This is a genomic window from Streptomyces sp. NPDC005799, from assembly GCF_040630525.1.
Taxonomy (GTDB): Bacteria; Actinomycetota; Actinomycetes; order Streptomycetales; family Streptomycetaceae; genus Streptomyces; species Streptomyces griseorubiginosus_B.
On the sequence record NZ_JBEXXQ010000050.1, the window covers coordinates 47666 to 65332 of the forward strand.

A 17667-nucleotide genomic window follows, 5' to 3' on the forward strand; every position below is an offset into this window, starting at 1 on the left:
AGGCAGAGGGAGGTGTTCGGCGTGGCGGACCGCGCCGCGGCAGCGCTGGTACGGCTGACGCGGGACAGCCATACCGCCGACCTCCGCGAGGCGGTGCTGCGTCAGCTCACCGGCGCGGGGCCACCGGTGGTGGGTGGCCGTCACCGACGAGGTGGAGCGGCTGGGCGTGCTGAGGGCCGACACGGAAGCCGACGACGCCGACATCCGCCAGGCTCTGCGAACGCCTCGTGCACTGCCGTCATGGGCAGCGCGCGGATCACCGCGGCTCCGGGCGTCGCCCCGGAGGTGTGGTGACCGGGTTCAGTCCCGTGACCGGGGTCAGTCCCGCGCCACCACTCGCAGCGTCTTCACCGAGGGGTCGGCGGCGTCCGGGATCAGGACGCCGTGCTCGACGCCGCTGCGCAGGTAGTCCAGGACCGCGTCGGTGATGACCTCGCCGGGGGCGACGGCCGGCACGCCCGGTGGGTAGGGGCTGATCATCTCGGCGGCGATACGGCCGGCGGCGCTCTCCGCGGGCACGTGCTCGGCTTCGGCGAAGAACGCCTCCCGGGGCAGCATGGCCTGCTCCAGTTCCAGAGCCGAGGGCGCGGGCAGCCGCACCGGGGGCCGCCGCTCGATGGTGTCGGCGCCGTCGACCAGGGCGCGCAGGGCGTCCAGCAGTACCTTCTCGGTCTTGTCGTCATCGGCGTGGGTGATGGAGGCACTGAGGCGGCAGGTGTCGGAGCCGCCGACGTCCACATGCCGTTCGGCCCGCAGCCACTCGGCGGCCTGCATGCCGCTGATGCCGAGTTCCCGTACGTCGATCACGATCTTCAAGGGGTCGAAGTCCGCGGCCAGCCCCTCCTCCACGATCTCCTGGCCCATGGGCCCGAGGCCCGGCAGATCACCCGCGGCCGTACGGATGCGTTCGGCGCGGCGCAGGGCGGCGTCCAGGAGTTCGTGCCCGTGCTCGACCATCTGGCGCCGCCAGCCGTCGAGGGTGGCATACACCAGCGTGGAGGCGCTGGTGGTGCCGAGCAGGTCCTCCCGCTGCTTGAGCGCCTCCGGCGACACGCGGTCGTACTGGAGGTGGAAGACGGAGCTCTGCTCGATCGCGCCGCCCATCTTGTGCACGCTGGTGAGCACCAGGTCCGCCTCGGCGTCCATGCCCCAGGCGGGCAGCTCGGGGTGGAAGGGCAGATGGGCGCCCCAGGCCTCGTCGACGATGAGCGGGACATCGAACTCGTGGCAGACCCGGGCCACGCCCCTGATGTCGGCGCAGGTCCCCCAGTCGGTGGGCGTGATCAGCAGCATGCCCTTCGCGTCGGGGTGTTCCTGGAGGCGGCGGCGTACGTCGTCCGGCTCCGGGGGGTGGGCGATGTGCCGCTCTTCGTCGAACTTGGGGTGGACCCAGATCGGCTCGACCCCGTTGACGACGACGGCGGAGATCACCGACTTGTGCGCGTTGCGGGAGATCAGCAGCTTCTCGCCGGGACCGGCGACGGCCAGCATGGCGGTCTTGACCGACAGGGAGCTGCCGCACGTGGAGAAGAACGCCTGCTCCGCGCCGACCGCGTCCGCCATCAGCTCCTGGGCCTGGTTCAGCACGCCCGGGGACTGGCGGCGGTCGTCGAGCCCGTTGAGGGACAGGACGTCCGAGCGGAACACGTCGAGGCCGACGATCTCGGCCACGCGCGGGTCGGCGCCGCGGCCCTGCTTGTGGCCGGGCGGCCCGAAGACGACGTCTCCGCGGCGCCGGAACTCCTCCAGCGCCTCCAGCACGGGCACCCGTGAGTGATCCATGGTTCCTCCCACGTCCATCCCCGAGTCCGGGCGTCGTGCCGGACGGACGCGCGGTCTTCGCGCTCTGGGCTCCGTGTTGACCACGTGGGCGTACTCAAACGCCGCGCAGCTCCCGCGGCCGACCGGGACGGGAGGCCGCCGCACCGGTGACCGGGGGCGCTGCCGTCTCCCGCCCGGCCGGTCCCGGTCCCGGCCCGCGGCGCTCGCCGCGGGTTTCGTCGATCAGCATGTCCACACAGGCCGGCAGCCCCTCCGCCTGGGCCGTACGGCGTATCCGCCGGGCGGCGCTGCCCTCGGCCAGGGCCGCCTCGGTCAGCTCCCCGACGGTCTGCCAGTCGCCGTGGGCCTCCAGCGCGGGACGCAGCCGGGTGAGCAGCTTGCGGACGACCTGCGCGGCGGGGGCGTCCCGATGGGTCTCGGGGTCCACCAGGCTGCCTTCCAGGCCGGATCGAGCGGCCCGCCACGACGCGCCGCGCAACCACTCGTGGCGGCCTTCGCAGGGCGTCGCACCGGCCCCGCGGTGTTCCAGGACGTCGGTCACCAGGGCGCGGAACAGGCCGGCGACCAGGACGACGTTCTCGACCCGCGGGCAGGCGTCGCAGATGCGCAGTTCCAGCGTCCGCAGGTGCGCGGAGGGCCGTACGTCGTAATAGATCATCCCCGGGTCGCTGATGATCCCGGACCGTACGAGGTCGTCCACCGCCGCGTCGTACGCGGCCGCGCTGGAGAAGCAGCCCGCCGGGCCCGCGGTCGGCCAGCGCTGCCACAGCAGGGTGCGCCAGCTCGCGTAGCCGGTGTCGGTCCCCTGCCAGTAGGGCGAGCTGGCGGACAGCGCCAGCAGCACGGCCAGCCAGGGCGAGAGCGCGCACATGACCGTCACGGCGGTGTCGCGGTCGGGTACGTCCACATGGATCTGGGCGCTGCAGATGAGCTGCTCGTCGGCGACCCGGCGGTACTCCTCGACCATGTGCCGGTAGCGCGCGTCGTCGGTGGGGTGCCCGGAGGCGGCGGGGGCCAGGGGGGCCGTGCCCGCTGCCAGCACCGCGAGCCCGAGCGAGGACGCGGCGGCGTCCAGCCGCCGTCTGGTCTGTGCCAGGTCGGCGTACAGCTCGTCGAGGGTGGCGTGCACTCCGGTGTTCGTCTCCACGATGGACTGGTGCAGTTCCGCGGTGAAGGTCCCCCGGGGCAGCCGTCGCAGCAGCTGGTCGGCGCGCGGCACGACCAGCCGGCTCTCCGCCTCCAGGAGGTGGAACTCCTCCTCCGCTCCGATGCGTATGTTCACGGCACTCCTCGAGGTACTCCGGCGCTGCCCCCCAGATGCCCGACGCGCTGATCGATAAGCCCGAAATGTACGTTTGACGGGCCCGTTTCAGGCGGCTCGCTGGGAGGCCGCGGCGTCCGGGCGCAGGTCGTCCAGGGTCAGCAGGTGGGCCGGGGGGTCGGGCAGGACGAGGTGAAGGGTGGTGTGCAGGTCGGGGCCGACGTGGAGGAGCTCGCCGGGCCGCAGGGCCCGCCAGTGGGGGTTGTCGTCCATGCGTTCGCTGGCGACGACGACCGCGGGATGGCCGGCCAGGTGCTCGGAGTGGACGCGCATGCGGCCGTGCGAGCCGCTGTGGTCCAGGTGCCGGTCGCCGTGCAGACCACCGGCCGGGCGCTCGAGGACGAACAGCTCGTGGGTGTCCGGGTAGCGCAGGGCCCAGAGTTCGTCGCGGGTGACGAGGACCAGGTTGAGGGCGTAGACGGGGAGTTTGCGGGAGATCCAGCGCGCGGCGTGCTCGATGCCGGCGGTGATGTCACCGTCGCGGTCGCGTGTCTCCCGGGTGATCAGGGCGAAGAACCGCTCGGAGTCGGTGTCGCCCGCGACCAGTGACCGGTCGTCGCCCAGGTGCGCGTCGAGGTCGTCGAGGCCCTCGATGACCCCGTTGTGCGCGAACAGGCGCCCGTCCTGCTGGAAGGGATGCGTGTTGCGGGCCTCCAGGTTGCCGGTGGAGGCGTAGCGCACATGGGCGAGGAAGGTGGCGGACCGCACCTGCCGGGCGTCCTGGGCGAAGGCGCGGTCCTGGTAGGCGGCGATGGGGGCCTTGTCGACGTGCGGGGCGCCGTCGGCGTCGAAGTAGCCCAGGCCGGTGCCGTCGGGGTCGTGATGGCTCTGCCGGCTGAGACTGTCGGGGGCGTCGAGAAGCCAGAAGGTGGCGTGGGCGCGCTCCGGGGCGCTGCTGAGACCGAACAGACGACACACGGGATGCCTCCTTGGTCGGCGGTCGGTGGTCGGCGGCATTGGGTGCTGTCCCGTACGGACAGGATGCGCCACCGATCCCGAGCGGGCAGGTCGAGGGCGCCCCGTAAGGCGCCTGATCGTGCCCTGGCGGGTACCCGTTGGCCATCGGCCTCGGCCACGACGGCCCCAAGTGGCTGCCCTCCCGTACGAGGCTGTTCTCGGCCATGGAGGAAGCGGCCGTGACCGCACGACCTGCTGCACGCGCACAGGATGCCGACCGGCGTTCTGTTCGCCTCCACCGTGTGCCGGCCGGATCTCGTGCGCCGTCGCTGGAGTCCGGTCGTGCGGGGTTCCGCTCCGGCGGCGGCCGGCGCGGCGCACGCGGTGCTCGTCAAGTCGCTGTACGCGTCGGCGCCGCCGGCACCCGTCACGGCCACCGATCTACACAGCGGTGCGCAGTGGACGTACTAGGGCGGCGACCTGGTGGAAACCGCGCCGGCCCTCTCTCTGGGAGTGGGCTGGTACACGGCCGGCGGACGCGCCCGGAAGCGCCGTGCGCGACGAATCGGGCGGTTGACCGCGCCATCGGGGGCACTCGCCGATCGTCAAGAGGTTGCCGAAGGTGGAGGAAGACCATGACCACTGACGCGCGAAGCCTGGGCGAGGGGCCCGGGCGGCAGAGAATCCTCGGGATCTATCTCAACGACCATCTGGCGGGTGCCACAGCCGGCGCTGAGCTGGTCCGCCGCATGGTCCAGGAGCACGGGGACACCCCCTACGGCGAGGAGCTGCGGAGCCTGGAGGTGGAGATCTCCCAGGACCGGCGGGCCCTGTTGCGGCTGATGACGGAGCTGCACGCCCCCGCGCGGCGCTACAAGGTGTACGGGGCGTGGGTGGGCGAGAAGCTCGCACGGGTGAAACCCAACGGCCGGCTGTTGCGCCGATCCGGCCTCACGGTGCTCGTCGAACTCGAAGCGCTGCGCACGGGCATCACCGGCAAGGCGAGGCTCTGGCACGCCCTGCTCTCCGCCGCCCCGGCGGAGCCGCGCCTGGACTCCGACCTGCTGGAGGGGTTGCTGCGCCGGGCCGAACGGCAGATCACGAGGGTCGACGCGCTGCACGACCGGGCCGCCTCAGCGCTGTTGTCCCCGGCCGGGTCACCCCGGACGGCCCCCAGGGCCGCAGCGGACAGCACGTCCGGCGGGAACCCGGTCTAGCCGGTTCCGGCCGGTCGCCCCGCCCGTCGCCCCGCGCTGTCATCAGGGAGCGCGGACGGGGCACCCGACAGGGCGCACTGACACATCTTGAGTGAGGTGATCCTGTGTCCGGTCCCACCCCGTACGGCAACTATCCGCCCCAGGGCCCCGTCGACCACCAGGACGGGCGTCTCCAGCGACCTCCGTCGGACGTGGCGGCGGGACGGCTGTGGGCCACCGGTGCCGCCACGGCGGCGGTGGCGGCGCTCGCCGCCGTCGTGGCCACGCTGCTGATGCGCGGGGTGCTGGACGTGGCGGTGTTCGCACCACACCGGGCGGGTGTGTGGGGCGACGCCACCACGGGTTATCTCGCGGCGTGGGCCGCGGTCGCCGCCCTGGCGGCCACCGGGCTGCTGCATCTGCTACTGGTCACGGTCGCCCGGCCGCAGGCCTTCTTCACGTGGATCGCCTCGCTGGTCACGGCGGCGATGATGCTGCTGCCCTTCACCACCGGCCTGAGCACGAGCTCCCAACTGGCCAGCGCCGTCGTCTTCCTGGTCGTCGGCGCCACCATCACGGCTCTGCTGTCCGCCGCCGTACCCGGTGTCGCGCCCGACCGTGCCTACGACGGCTGACGACCCGGCGAGGTGACGTCCGCGCCTTGCTCAGGCGCCGAGTTGGGCCACCATGGTGTTCAACGTGCCGGCCAGCACGTCCAGTTCGCGGTCCGAGGGGGAATCCGTGCCGATCCGGCGGGCGAGTTCCTCGCCGGACATGACATCGACGGCGCCCGCGTACCAGTCCGTGCTCCGTTCCGCGGCGGCGATCACCCTGGCCCGGCCCTCCAGCAGCACCAAGGTGGCGGAGTCCTGGCGTACGGCGAGCAGTTCGCGTACGTGCTCGCGGGTGACCGGACCGGACGACGCCCCGGACCGGCCGGGGCCGTCGGACGGTTCTTGATCCTCTTCGGCCCCGTCCTCGCGGTCCCCCTCCGCCTGGGAGGGGGTGGTCCGGGGCGGGTCGGCGCGGGTCTGTCCGGACTCGTCCGGCATGTCGTCGTCCCGTTCGCCTTCGGCCTGGGACGGTGTGTACTCGGTCATCAGAGGCCCTCTGCAGGATCGTCCGGTGTGTCGGAGGGCTGACCCGCCGCCGGGCACGGGCGCTCAGTGACCGGCGCCCGACCGCGATGCGCGGTGACGTGCGGATCCTCCCGTGGGCGTGCCGGGTGCCCGACGCGCCGCGCGCGAAACGGACCGGCCGCCGAACCTGTCGCGCACGAGCCCCGGCCGCTGCGCGACGGGACCCTGCACGCGCTGGAGAGACGGTGACAGGCGCGGCCTGCCTTCCCGCGCCCCGTACCGAACCTCTGGTGCACTTCTCGGGCGGCGTCCGGCAGGTGCGCAGGGGAGTGTCACGGCCGGTCCCCCCGGCCACCGACCGATCGGAGGATCGATTGAACCCGCCGCACCGCCCGGTCACCGGGCCGACGTACGGTGGCCCGGTGAGGGCGGGTACCGGGCGCGAGCGGCTGCGGTTCGAGGGACGGATCGCCGGGGTCGGGACCACCTCCGGAACCCGCTGGTGCTCGGGCACTGGGCGCGGTCGCCGTTCGGGGCCTTCAGCGACGTGATGCTCGAACGCCCCGACGGACATCGGCTGTTGCTGGCTCCCTCGCGTCGGACGGCCGACTTCATCGCCGGCACGTACGGCTTCGACGAGGTGCGGGTGGTGCCGGTCGACGTGTCCGTCGCGGACGGCACCTGGACGGTCCACGCGGGGCCTGTGGAACTGCGCTTCACCACGGGCCGCCGAAGTGTCGTGGGCCTTCTGCTCCGTGCCGTGCCCCGTCCCCTGTCGGCCCGGCCGGTCTGGGCCACGGCCGTCGGGCTGCCCGCTCTGCTGCTGGGCGTCCGCACCCACGGGAGCGCGGGGGCCGGGCGGCGCGAGTGGTACGGCGCCCACGACCTGCATCTGATCGCGTCTGCCACCGCCACGTACGCGGGTGAACCGCTCGGCCGCCTCGCCCGGGTCGATCCACCGGTCAGGTTCGGCTTCGGTTCCACCCCGCGCACCCCCTGTCTGGTACGGGTCACCACGACGGTGGAGGTCGAGCGCGGGGCCGGTGACCGGTTCACCGGGGAGGCGAACTGAGGCGCAGGAGTACGGCGGTGCCGGGGCGCGGCAAGGTCACGGTGAACTCCCCGTCGGGCGCGTACCAGGTCGCGGTGGAGTCGGCGGTGGCGGAGTAGCGCACCGCGGGGCGGACGTCGGCGCTGGATGCGGCCGGGCAGGGCGCCGGTGAAGGGGGATGGCTCCTGTACGGGGACGACGACCTGGCTCTGGGCGTGCCGCGCGCCCTGCACCAGGCCGGCCGGTCGGTCCCGCGCGACGTCGCCGTCACCGGCTTCGCCGACGCCCCGCACGCCGGCCTCCTCACCCCGGCCCCGAGCACCCTACGGATGTACTTCCCGGGACCGGGCCGCGACGCCTTCGCCCTGCTGCGCGGCCAGTTGGAGTACGACTACGAGGCCCCGGCGCCGGCCTTCGCCGGTACCCGAGCCGGTGGTCCGGGAGAAGCTCGTGACGAACGTTCGCGGTGCCTTCGGCGTCTGAGAAGACGGCCGGCGCATGAGGCACCGAGCCGTACGAAGGGGACGCCGATGGTTCGAACTCCGCGCCGCCGTCGCCATACCGCGTCGGCGGCCGTCTGTCTGGCGCTCGCGGTCGTCGGCTGTTCCGGACCGGACATCCGCAGCGGTGCGCCCCCGCTGAAACTGTGCGGCGTCACCTTCTGGAGCGGCGCCGAAGGCATCGGGACGACCCGTCTCACCCCGTCCACCCGGGGCATGCCCGCCGCTCCGGCCGCCTCCCGGCTTCCCGCCTCGGCAACCCGGCACGACGGCGGCCCGCCGCCCCGGGTCGTCTCCGTCTCCTCCGACTGCTCCCACGGCCGTACCGTCGTCGTCTCCCCCGCGGCCCCAGTGCGGGTGCGGACGGTGGCCAAGGACGGCGCCGGTCGCGTCCTCGCGCTCTCCCTCGTCCCGGCGAGGCCCGGCGGGTCGGTCGAGGTCCACGTCTATGCCTACGCCGGTACACGCCCGGCCGGCCAGGTGCTCACCGTCGTACCCTGACGGGACGGGACCGATACCAGGGCTGCCGCACGGGGCGCGGCTCTCGCGCACGGCGGGGTCTGGCATACCGTACGGGGAGATCATCACCTGCCCGGGAGTTCGCATGGCCGCCGACAGGCCACGCCTGAAGAGACCCGACGAAGTCCTCGACGCCATCGAGCCGCCGGGCAACGCCGACGTGGTCGTGGGAGCGCTGACCGCGACGCTTCTCGTGGAGATCCTCAGCGCCCTGTCCGGGACCGAGGTGTGGATCCTCGCGCTGCTGGTGTTCCTGCCGAGCACGGCGTCGGCGCTGTGCACGGTCCGGCAGACCGGGTTCGTGGCCGCGTGGACGACCGTCATCGTCACGATCACCACCGTGCTGCGGGCGCCCGCCGGCGGACACTGGCTGGACCGGACGCTGCTGGTCCTGTTCACCCTCGCCCTCTGTGTGACCTCGGTGTACGCCTGCCACCGCCGTATCCGGCGCGAGGCCGAGATGCTGCGGCTGCGGTCGACGGCCGCGGCCATGCAGCGGCACATCCTGCATCCGCTGCCGCTGCTCACCGAGGACGTCCTGGTCAATGGCGTCTACGAGCCGCTCCAGGAGGACCGGCTGGTCGGCGGCGACATCTACGACGTCGTCGACTCGCCCTTCGGCACCCGGGTGCTGATCGGCGATGTGCAGGGCAAGGGGCTGGCGGCCGTCGGTGCCGCGTTCGCCGTCATCGGCGCCTTCCGCGAGGCGGCCCACCGGGAGCCCACGCTGACGGCGCTCGTCGACGCCCTGGACGCCTCGGTCGTGCGGCACAACTCCTATGCGGCGCACACCGGGGACGACGAACGCTTCGTCACCGCGCTGATCATCGGGGTGGACGTCGACACCGAGGTGCAGGCCGTCAACTGCGGGCATGTCCCGCCGTACGTGGTGCACGAGGGCGCGGTCGCCCAGCCGCCGGTGGAGACCGGGGTCCCGCTGGGGCTGGCGGAGCTCGCCGACGAGCCCACCACGGTGAGCTGGTTCGACTTCCCGGCGGGCGCGACGCTGTTGCTGAGCACCGACGGACTGACCGAGACCCGGGCGGCGGACGGCACGTTCTACCCGGTCGAGGAGCGTCTGGCGAAACAGCTGGACCTCTCCCCCACCGCTCTGCCGCAGACCCTGTACGAGGATGCCCGGGCGTTCGCGGGCGAGGGCGGTCAGCACGACGACATCGCCGTGCTGACCGTCCGCCGGTCGCCGCGCCGGTGAGCATCCCGAACTGACGGGCGGGCGGCGGTAGTTCGGACATAGGTTGAGGCGTGCGTGATCCATGCCCCGGCTCAAGGACGGACATCGCCCATGACCGACTCCGCCATCGACACCTCGGTGCCGCACTCCGCCCGCATCTGGAACTACTGGCTCGGCGGCACGGACAACTACCCGGTCGACAGGGAGGCCGGCGACGCGTACACCGCCCTCTTCCCCGGCATCGTCACCATCGCCCGCGGCAGCCGTGGCTTTCTGCGCCGGGCCATCACCCACCTGGTCGCCGAGGCGGGCATCCGGCAGTTCCTGGACGTCGGCACGGGACTGCCGACCGCGCAGAACACGCACGAGGTCGCCCAGCGGATCGCGCCGGAGTCCCGGATCGTGTACGTCGACAACGACCCGATGGTGCTGGCCCACGCCCGGACCCTGCTCACCTCCACGCCCGAGGGCGCGACCGCCTATCTCCACGCCGACCTGACGGACCCGGACCGTGTCCTCGCGGGCGCCGCCGAGACCCTCGACCTCGGCCGGCCCACCGCGCTGGTGCTCAGCAACATCCTGGGCCACGTCGCCGAGCACCATGAGGCCCGTTCGCTGGTCACCCGGCTGATGGCCGCGCTGCCGTCGGACAGTTATTTGTGCGTCGACGACGGCTCACGCGGCATCGACCCGGTCTTCGAGCGGGCCCAGGATGCCTACAACGACAGTGGCGCCGTCCCGTACAACCTGCGCACCGTGGACGAGATCACCGCGTACTTCGACGATCTGGAGCTCGTCGAGCCGGGCGTCGTGCCGGTCACCCGATGGCGTCCGGAGCCGGATGACCCGGCCCCGGAGGTCGTCGCCGAACACGGCGGGCTGGCCCGGAAGCCCTGACCAGCCGGCGTCACGGGCGGATCGTCAGCCAGTCCAGGCCCGCGACCCGGGGGCCTCCCTTCGCGACGAGGTAGAGGTCGTGGGTTCCGGTCATGGTGCGGGGCAGGGTGACCGACTGCTCCTGCCAGGTGTCGGGGGAACCGGTGGCGTGTACGGGCAGGTTCGCGGCCAGAGGGCCGTGCGGGGTGTCGAGACGGAGTTGGAGGGTGCAGCCGGTGGCGCAGGTGGAGGCGAGGCGGACGGTGAGGCGGTCGCCGTTCAGGCTGGTGTGCCGGTAGGCGATCCAGTCGCCGGAGGCCAGCACGTCGGTCGCGGCCGGGCCCTGCCGCACGCTGTGCGCTGAGGTCGCCTGCTCGCCCTGGAGGGTGGTCGAGGCGTCGGGGCCGTCGCCGTACAGGCGCAGGTCGTTGACGACCCAGGCGGCGGGGCCGCTCGCGGTGAGGGTGACGCGGACATAGCGGGCCGTCTGCGTGGGGAAGGCGGCGTCCTGGGTGAAGGAGCGGCCGGCGACCCGCGCGAGGACGCCGCCGAAGTGGCTGCCGTCGCGGCTGACGGAGACCGTGAAGCCGTAGGGCTGGCCGCTGGTGTCGCGTCCGGCGTCGAGGGAGAGCCGGTCGAAGGTTTTGGTCTCCCCCAGGTCGACGGTCAGCGACTGACCGGGTGCCTGTGGACTCGCCGCCGTCCAGCGGGTGTTGATGTCGCCGTCCACGGCGGCGGAGGCGTCGGTGCCGTCGCTCGCGGTGACGGTCCACTCGCCGTGCCGTACGCGCTGTTGGCAGCCGGGCAGGTCGCAGCCGGTCGACCAGACCGGTGCGCCGTACTCGTAGGCGCCGACGTCGGGGGCCGTGCCGCGTACGTCGGTGGTGACGCCGTCGATCGTCTCGCCCGCGTCGATCACCGGTGAGCCGGCGGTGGGCCACAGCTCGCCGTTGACGGCATCGGTGTAACCGGGCTTGTCCGTGATGACGTTGGAGCGGACGACCGGCAGCGGATCGCCCTTCTGGGTCACGCTGACCGGCATCGGTCCCACGATGTTGCTGATGTACGACCCCGAGGCGTCCGTCGCTCCGCTCAGCTGGACCGAGGTGCCGTTGATGCCCACGCCGTAGCTGGAGTTGTGGTCCTGGTTGGCGATGCTGGGACCGGTGTGCCCGTTGAAGAAGGTCCCCCGGCTGCCGGTGTTCCAGGCGACGTCGTGGTGCAGCAGGAAGTGGCCGGAGTAGTTGTCGACGTAGAAACCGACCTGCCCGTCGGCGTCGTGCGAGGTGTTGTGGTCGATGGAGGTGCCGGAGGCGTCGAGGCTGCAGCAGACGTAGAAGGGCGAGCCGTCGCGGGAGGTGCGCATGGCTTCGGACATGTCGTTGTAGGCGATGCGGTTGCCGTGGAACTCGGTGCCGTTGAGCTGCCAGGCCGTGTCGATGGCGGCGCGTCCGGTGCGACGGATCGTGTTGTGGGTGACGGTGTGGTCGTTGCCGTTGATCTCGATGCCCGGGGTGTAACTGCCCATCCAGCCGACGTCGTGGATGTAGTTGTCGGTGACCGTGTTGCCGGTGCCGCGCACCAGGACGCCGTCGCCGGCCGACCGGGAGATCTCGCTGTTCTTCAGGGTGTTGCCGGTGCCGAGGATCTGTACGCCCGAGTCGAGGATGCGGGAGGCGACGATGTGCCCCTCGAAGGGCGGGATCGCGAGGTCGCTGTCCGGGGGCATGGGGAGGGTGGAGAACTCGGAGATGTACGTGGCGTGCAGTCCGTCGACGACAACTCCGGTACTGGAGGCACCTGTTCGCAGGGAGGTGCCCCACAGGTTCAGGCCGCGCACGGTGACATGGGAGCTGCCCGTCAGGTCGACGCCCCACAGACGGTGCTTGGCGGTCACCGTGTGCCCGGCCATGCCGCCCTTCGGCGGGACCATGTAGAGGCGGTGCGCGGTCTGGTCGTAGTACCACTCCCCCGGCTGGTCCAGGGCGGCCTTGGAGCCCACCAGGTAGTAGTTGCGGTAGTTCTGGTTGCCCATGCACAGCGGCGGGCAGCGGTGGTTGCCGCCCTTGAAGTCCAGCTTGCCCGGTGCGGTGGCGGTGACCGTGCCGGTCTGCTGAGCCCAGGGGTTGGAGCCCGCCCACAGATGGACCGTGGCGCCGGTCCAGTCGGCCTCCGGCAGGTCGGTGTCGTCGATGTGCTGGTCGGTGGAGGTGGGATCGGCCTCGGCCCAGGTGGTGTTGAGCGGATCCGAGCCGGAGTTGGGCCAACGACCTTCCGCCGCCCGCTCGTTGTCGAGGAACACGGCGTTGAAGTCGGGGTCGGGCGGCAGGTCGGTGTCGGCGGCGACCAAACCGTCGCCGGCGTCCTTCCAGCCGGACACCTTCTCGGTTCCATCGACGGTGACCGGGCCGTCGCCGTACGCGGCGAGGGTGATCGGCGCGTCCTTCGTGCCGGAGGGCGGGGTGACCTGCTCGCGGTAGGTGCCGTGATGGATCAGACAGGTGTCCCCGGGACGGACGCGGTCCAGACAGGCGCCGATGGTGCGCAGCGGGCTCGTCGGGGAGCCGTGCGCCTTGTCGTTGCCCCAGGGGGCCACCTGGTAGGTACGGGCGGGGCCCGCCGCCTGAGCCTGGACCGGGACGGCCAGGAGGGCGGTCACGGCGGCCAGGGTGAACAGATGCCTCGGTCTCATGTGCCGTCTCCAGTCGTGGGTCTCATGTCAGCCCTTCTCCGCTCCGGCCGGCAGCCCCGTGATGTCGAGGTCGGCGAAGCCGCTGGAGTTGTTGACCGCGCCGGTGGACTGCAGCAGCGACGTCAGGCCGAGTTGGAGGGTGAAGGTGCGGTCGTCGGAGAGCATGACGAAGGGCAGGCGAAGCCGTCGCGGACGGCCCGGGGGACGAGAGGGTGCCGAGCCGGGCGGCGTAGCCGAACCTGTCGCCCGCGAGGGTCGGGCCTCGGTGGGGGTTGGTGAGGAAGACGACAGCCGGCCGGCCCGACTTGGTGCGGTTGGCGAGGGAGACCATGGTGGGCACGTAGCCCTCGCCGGGCGGGATCTTCTACGGGCACGCACGCTTCCGTCGACGGCCCGGTCGACGGCGACTTTCCTCCCCCGTCGGCCGGGCAGGTCGTTCCCGTCAGCGGTAACAGGTGGTGATCCCCGGACGCCACGGGCAGGCGATGCCCGCGAAGCCGCCACCCGCCACGACGTCGACGCTGAGCGTCGCTCCGCCGCGCAGCACCTTCTGGTCCTGGACGAGCCCGTCGGCGCCGTCCCGGATCGTCTGCACCAGCCACCGCCCCGGACCGAGGGACAGCGGCACCTGCGCGGTGTGCGCGGCGCCCGCGTACACCCCGCCGATGAACCAGCGCTGTCCACTGCGGCGGGCGAGCACCGCCTCCTGGCCGGGCTGTCCGGCGAGGAGCCGGGTGTCGTCCCAGGCGGCGGGGATCTGCTGAAGGAAGTCACGGGCGAGCGGCCGGGCGTCGTACGACTCGGGGGTGCCGGCGAACATCTGCAGGCCCGACTCGTAGGCGACGGTGAGGCCGACCTCGGCCGCGTCGGAGTTGGGGCGCTGGCCGACGCGCTGGAAGCCGCCGGGGGTGAAGTCCATGGAGCCGATGACGTTGCGGGTGAAGGGCAGGGTGGTGAGATGGGTCGCGGTGTTGGTGCGCTTCTCCTCGCCGCCGACGCCCTCCAGGGTCATGACCTGCGGCCAGGTGCGCTGGATGCCCTTGGGGATCGTGGAGCCGTGGAAGTCGATCATGAGGTGGTGGGCGGCGGTGTCCTTGAGGACGTCGTCGTACCACTGGAGCATGGACTGCGCCTCGGAGTTCATGAAGTCGATCTTGACGCCCTTGACTCCCCAGCGTTCCAGGGTGGGCAGCCACTGGGCGCGCTGCTCGGCCGTGGCGAGGTCGCGCTGATGGATCCAGACGACGATGCCGACACCCTTGGCGCGGGCGTAGTCGACGAGTTGCGGCATCCAGCTGTCGGTCTGCCAGTTCGGGTCGGTGGTGTCCCACGCGTCGCTCTTGAAGTACCAACCCGCGTCGACGGCCTCGTAGGGCCAGTGTCGTGCGGCCGCGTAGTCGACGTACGCCTTCTGCGCCGCAAGGCTCTGCCCGGCCTCACGCCCGCCGGCCAGCCAGGTCCACAGGACGGTGCCGGGGTGGATCCAGGAGGTGTCGCCGACCTTGGAGGAGGGGGCGAGGTCGTCGGTGAAGGTGGAGCGGGTGACGGTGGCCAGGTCGCCGGTGATCATGGCCCGCCAGGGGGTGGTGAGCGGGCCGGTGGTGTGGACCCGGTCGTCGGCGAGCTTGATCCGGTAGGTGCCGGTGCCCTGGTCGTGGGCGAGCCGGGCGCCGGAGTAGCGGCCGGTCAGGTCGGATTCGGCGAGCAGGGTGTAGCCGCCGGCGGTGGAGAAGAGGGCCTGGTCGGAGTACTCGCCGGTGGGGGCCGTGGCGGCGGTGTACTGGTTGAACTGCCCCTCGTTGTCGACCCGGTAGGTGCCGAGCCAGGCGCTCGCGTCCGAGGGGAGGCTGAAGGCGGAGGTCTCGCCGAGGACGTCGCCGTTTCCGGCGGGCATGACGTAGCGGTAGGCGATGCCGTCGGCCGATGCGCGTACGACGAGGTCGAGGCGGGCGCCGGCGGGCGTGGCGAAGGACAGCCGGGTCTCGGTCATCCGGACCCGGCGGTCCAGGCGCTTGCCGGACTTGGTCCGGTAGCGCTCGTCGACCAGCCGGTCGGTGCGGCGCAGGAAGCGCAGGTCCTTGGAGAAGTCGGCCTGTTCGGTGACGATGCCGACGGGCGAGGGCTCGATGACGGTGCGGCCCTCGCGGGACACGGACAGGCTCAGCGCGCCGGTGGAGTCGTCGAGGGACACCCGGGCGTGGGGTGCGTCGTGCGCGGTGGCGGACAGGGACCAGACATGGGCGCGCTGTGCGGTGTCCTGCTCCGCCCGTGCGGGCGCGGTCAGACACAGGGCGGCCGCCAGGCCGGCGCACAGTGCCGTGACCGTCGTTCTCAACCGCAGCGGCAAGCGCTTACCCGGCTGCGAGGTCATCATCGTCCTCCAGACTGACGGTTCATGGATACATCGGGTGTATCGGCGAACCTAGGCTGACTTCATTTCACCTGTCAACGGCCCACTCAAGGAGGGAGGTTGTCCAATAGGGCCTGATTACAAGCGGATTCCCCCGTCAATCACATCCACAACCACTGTCCAACACCTTGACTCCTCCGATGTATTGCGGTTGCCTGCGTCCGACTCCCACCGGAAGGACTGCACGTATGCGCACGTTCACGATCCGGTACTCGCTCGCGGCTCTCGCCGCCTCACTGACCCTTGCTCTTGTGCCGCTCTCGGCGAGCGCGTCCGCCCCGGGCCCGCACCGGCCCGACAAGCCCGCCTGGACGGGCACCTGGGAGGCGGCCGCAGCCGGCACCGTCGCCGCACTGCCCGGCCAGTCGGTGCGCAACGTGATCCACACCAGTGTCGGGGGCCGCGCGGCCCGCGTCCGCGTGTCCAACCGACTCGGCACCGCGCCACTCGACCTGGGAGCCGTGACGGTCGCCGTGCAGGAGCCCGGCGCTCCCAAGAGCCCCGACGCCGTGGCCGGTTCGGTCCGCACCGTCACCTTCCACGGCGCCGCCTCCGTCGAGATACCGGCGGGCGGCGACGCGGTGAGCGATCCGGTACCGCTGCGGGTGCCCGCGGACGCCAACCTGCTGGTCAGCCTCTACACGCCCGAGGACTCGGGACCGGCGACCTATCACCGCTCCGCCCTGCAGACGTCGTTCATCGCCCCGGCCGGGGACCACACGGCGGACCGGGCGGGCTCCGCGTACACCGCGACCACCGGCTCCTGGTACTACCTGACCGGCGTCGACGTGCTGGGCGCGCCGGCCGTGGGCAGCGTCGTCGCACTGGGCGACTCGATCACCGACGGGTCCGGATCGACGGCGAGCGCCAACCACCGCTGGCCCGACCGGCTCGCCGACCGGCTGGGCCAACTGCCCCCGCGCAAGCGGCTGGGCGTGCTCAACGCCGGCATCGCGGGCAACCGTGTACTGCTGGCAGGCACCGGGCCGAGCGCCCTGGACCGGCTGAATGCCGATGTACTGTCCCGCAGCGGTGTGCGCTCGGTGATCCTGATGGAGGGCATCAATGACATCAAGGGCACGCCCAACCAGACCGACCCGGCCGCCTTCGAGGCCGCCTACCGCCAGATCGTGGCGCGCGCCCACGCCCGCGGCATCCGCGTCATCGGCGCCACCATCACGCCGTACGGCGGCAACGGCGGCTGGACCGCGGCGCGTGAGGCGGTCCGGCAGTCCGTCGACGAACTGATCCGGCACGGCGGGATCTTCGACGCGGTGGTGGACTTCGACGCCGTGGTCCGCGATCCCGCCACGCCCGACCGGATCCTTCCGGCCTACGACTCCGGAGACCATCTGCACTTCAACGACGCCGGGTTGCAGGCGATGGCCGACGCCGTCGACCTCAACTCCCTCACTGGAAAGGTCACCCGATGAACAGGAGATCCGTCTTACGGGCCGGCACCGGCTTGCTCGCGGGGGGCGCCGCGCTCGCGCTGCCGTCCGTCGCGCGTGCCGCCGCGGCCGCCGATCCCACCGACGGCTGGACACAGACGTCGTTCGACTACAGCTGGCAGAAGCCCTGGAACCTCGACCTGGGCGACCGGCACAGCTACAGCGGCGGGGTGCACCGGATGTGGGTGTACGCCACCGACGAGCCCTTCGAGAAGGGCAGTTCGACCGACCCGCGCACCGAGATGCGCTGGAAGATCGACTACACCACGGGCAGCCACATGTGGGACGCGGACGTGTACCTCCCGTCCGGCACGGACGGCGCCTCCTTCGTGCAGATCCTGCGCAGCGTCCACCCCTCGGGCACCCCCGCCACCGACATCATGCTCAACGCCTATGACACGAACGGCGGAACGGTACGGCGCTACGACGGCACGGTGCTCAGGACGGGCGTGTACGACACCTGGTTCAACGTGAAGATCGCCCACCAGGCGAGCAGCGGGACCGGCACGGTCAAGGTCTACTTCGACGACTCCCTCGTGCTGACCGTCGCCGACCGGGGTCCCGCCACCCGCTATTTCAAGAACGGCGTCTACAACCACGGCTCCGGCCGCGCGGAGGCCCGCTTCCGCAACCTCCGCTACTGGAAGCGGTGAACGGAACGGCCTGTGGCACGACGGGTTCGTGCCGGGCCGGTCGTAACC

General features: G+C 71.9%; 15 protein-coding genes and 1 pseudogene. 9 read left to right on the top strand and 7 right to left on the bottom strand.

Features of this window, described 5'->3' with window-relative positions; translation table 11 throughout:
• Positions 1–318: 318 nt before the first annotated feature.
• The 3 genes from ABZ453_RS37550 to ABZ453_RS37560 all read right to left on the bottom strand — a co-directional run bounded on the left by ABZ453_RS37550 (position 319) and on the right by ABZ453_RS37560 (position 4021).
• On the bottom strand, positions 319–1782 hold the full coding sequence (locus ABZ453_RS37550; RefSeq protein ID WP_359022332.1) for an ornithine decarboxylase: 1464 nt from the start codon (positions 1780–1782) through the stop codon (positions 319–321).
• Positions 1783–1876: 94 nt separating this feature from the next.
• Positions 1877–3064 (bottom strand): glutamate--cysteine ligase, encoded by a 1188-nt coding sequence (locus ABZ453_RS37555; RefSeq protein WP_359022334.1) that lies wholly within the window; start codon positions 3062–3064, stop codon positions 1877–1879.
• A gap of 87 nt (positions 3065–3151) precedes the next feature.
• Positions 3152–4021, bottom strand: a complete 870-nt coding sequence (locus ABZ453_RS37560) for a class II glutamine amidotransferase (RefSeq protein WP_359022336.1) — start codon at positions 4019–4021, stop codon at positions 3152–3154.
• 234 nt (positions 4022–4255) lie between these two features.
• On the opposite strand from ABZ453_RS37560, the gene ABZ453_RS37565 reads away from it, so the two are divergent.
• From ABZ453_RS37565 to ABZ453_RS37575, 3 genes are all read left to right on the top strand, one after another.
• On the top strand, positions 4256–4471 hold the full coding sequence (locus ABZ453_RS37565; protein WP_359022386.1) for a hypothetical protein: 216 nt from the start codon (positions 4256–4258) through the stop codon (positions 4469–4471).
• 164 nt (positions 4472–4635) lie between these two features.
• Positions 4636–5217, top strand: coding sequence for a hypothetical protein (locus ABZ453_RS37570; protein WP_359022338.1), 582 nt, complete (start codon positions 4636–4638; stop codon positions 5215–5217).
• 104 nt (positions 5218–5321) lie between these two features.
• Positions 5322–5831 carry a DUF6069 family protein gene (locus tag ABZ453_RS37575; protein ID WP_359022340.1) on the top strand — a complete coding sequence of 170 codons (510 nt, stop codon included), beginning with the start codon at positions 5322–5324 and terminating at the stop codon, positions 5829–5831.
• A 30-nt stretch (positions 5832–5861) separates the two neighbouring features.
• On the opposite strand, the gene ABZ453_RS37580 is transcribed toward ABZ453_RS37575, so the two are convergent.
• Complete coding sequence (locus ABZ453_RS37580; RefSeq protein WP_359022342.1) at positions 5862–6296, bottom strand: hypothetical protein; 435 nt, start codon at positions 6294–6296, stop codon at positions 5862–5864.
• A 401-nt stretch (positions 6297–6697) separates the two neighbouring features.
• Here ABZ453_RS37580 and ABZ453_RS37585 point away from each other — a divergent pair.
• The 4 genes and pseudogenes from ABZ453_RS37585 to ABZ453_RS37600 all read left to right on the top strand — a co-directional run bounded on the left by ABZ453_RS37585 (position 6698) and on the right by ABZ453_RS37600 (position 10434).
• Positions 6698–7347 (top strand): annotated as a pseudogene (locus ABZ453_RS37585) (hypothetical protein).
• A 194-nt stretch (positions 7348–7541) separates the two neighbouring features.
• The gene (locus ABZ453_RS37590; RefSeq protein ID WP_359022343.1) at positions 7542–8327 is read left to right on the top strand and encodes a substrate-binding domain-containing protein; all 786 of its coding nucleotides are present in this window, start codon (positions 7542–7544) and stop codon (positions 8325–8327) included.
• 103 nt (positions 8328–8430) lie between these two features.
• Positions 8431–9558: a PP2C family protein-serine/threonine phosphatase gene (locus tag ABZ453_RS37595; RefSeq protein WP_359022345.1), complete on the top strand. Its 1128-nt coding sequence runs from the start codon at positions 8431–8433 to the stop codon at positions 9556–9558.
• Positions 9559–9648: 90 nt separating this feature from the next.
• The gene (locus ABZ453_RS37600; RefSeq protein ID WP_359022347.1) at positions 9649–10434 is read left to right on the top strand and encodes an SAM-dependent methyltransferase; all 786 of its coding nucleotides are present in this window, start codon (positions 9649–9651) and stop codon (positions 10432–10434) included.
• Between the two features lie 10 nt (positions 10435–10444).
• Here ABZ453_RS37600 and ABZ453_RS37605 read toward each other — a convergent pair whose 3' ends face one another.
• The 3 genes from ABZ453_RS37605 to ABZ453_RS37615 form a co-directional block, all read right to left on the bottom strand.
• On the bottom strand, positions 10445–13105 hold the full coding sequence (locus ABZ453_RS37605; RefSeq protein ID WP_359022349.1) for a discoidin domain-containing protein: 2661 nt from the start codon (positions 13103–13105) through the stop codon (positions 10445–10447).
• A 27-nt stretch (positions 13106–13132) separates the two neighbouring features.
• Positions 13133–13270 carry a hypothetical protein gene (locus ABZ453_RS37610; protein WP_359022351.1) on the bottom strand — a complete coding sequence of 46 codons (138 nt, stop codon included), beginning with the start codon at positions 13268–13270 and terminating at the stop codon, positions 13133–13135.
• A gap of 277 nt (positions 13271–13547) precedes the next feature.
• A complete protein-coding gene (locus tag ABZ453_RS37615; protein ID WP_359022388.1) occupies positions 13548–15476 on the bottom strand; it encodes a glycoside hydrolase family 97 catalytic domain-containing protein in 1929 nt (642 codons plus the stop codon).
• 227 nt (positions 15477–15703) lie between these two features.
• Here ABZ453_RS37615 and ABZ453_RS37620 point away from each other — a divergent pair, with 227 nt between their 5' ends.
• Together ABZ453_RS37620 and ABZ453_RS37625 are read left to right on the top strand one after the other, a co-directional pair.
• Positions 15704–16948: an SGNH/GDSL hydrolase family protein gene (locus ABZ453_RS37620; protein WP_359022353.1), complete on the top strand. Its 1245-nt coding sequence runs from the start codon at positions 15704–15706 to the stop codon at positions 16946–16948.
• Positions 16945–17619, top strand: coding sequence for a polysaccharide lyase family 7 protein (locus ABZ453_RS37625; RefSeq protein WP_359022355.1), 675 nt, complete (start codon positions 16945–16947; stop codon positions 17617–17619). Before ABZ453_RS37620 ends, ABZ453_RS37625 begins: the two co-directional genes overlap by 4 nt.
• Positions 17620–17667 lie beyond the last annotated feature (48 nt).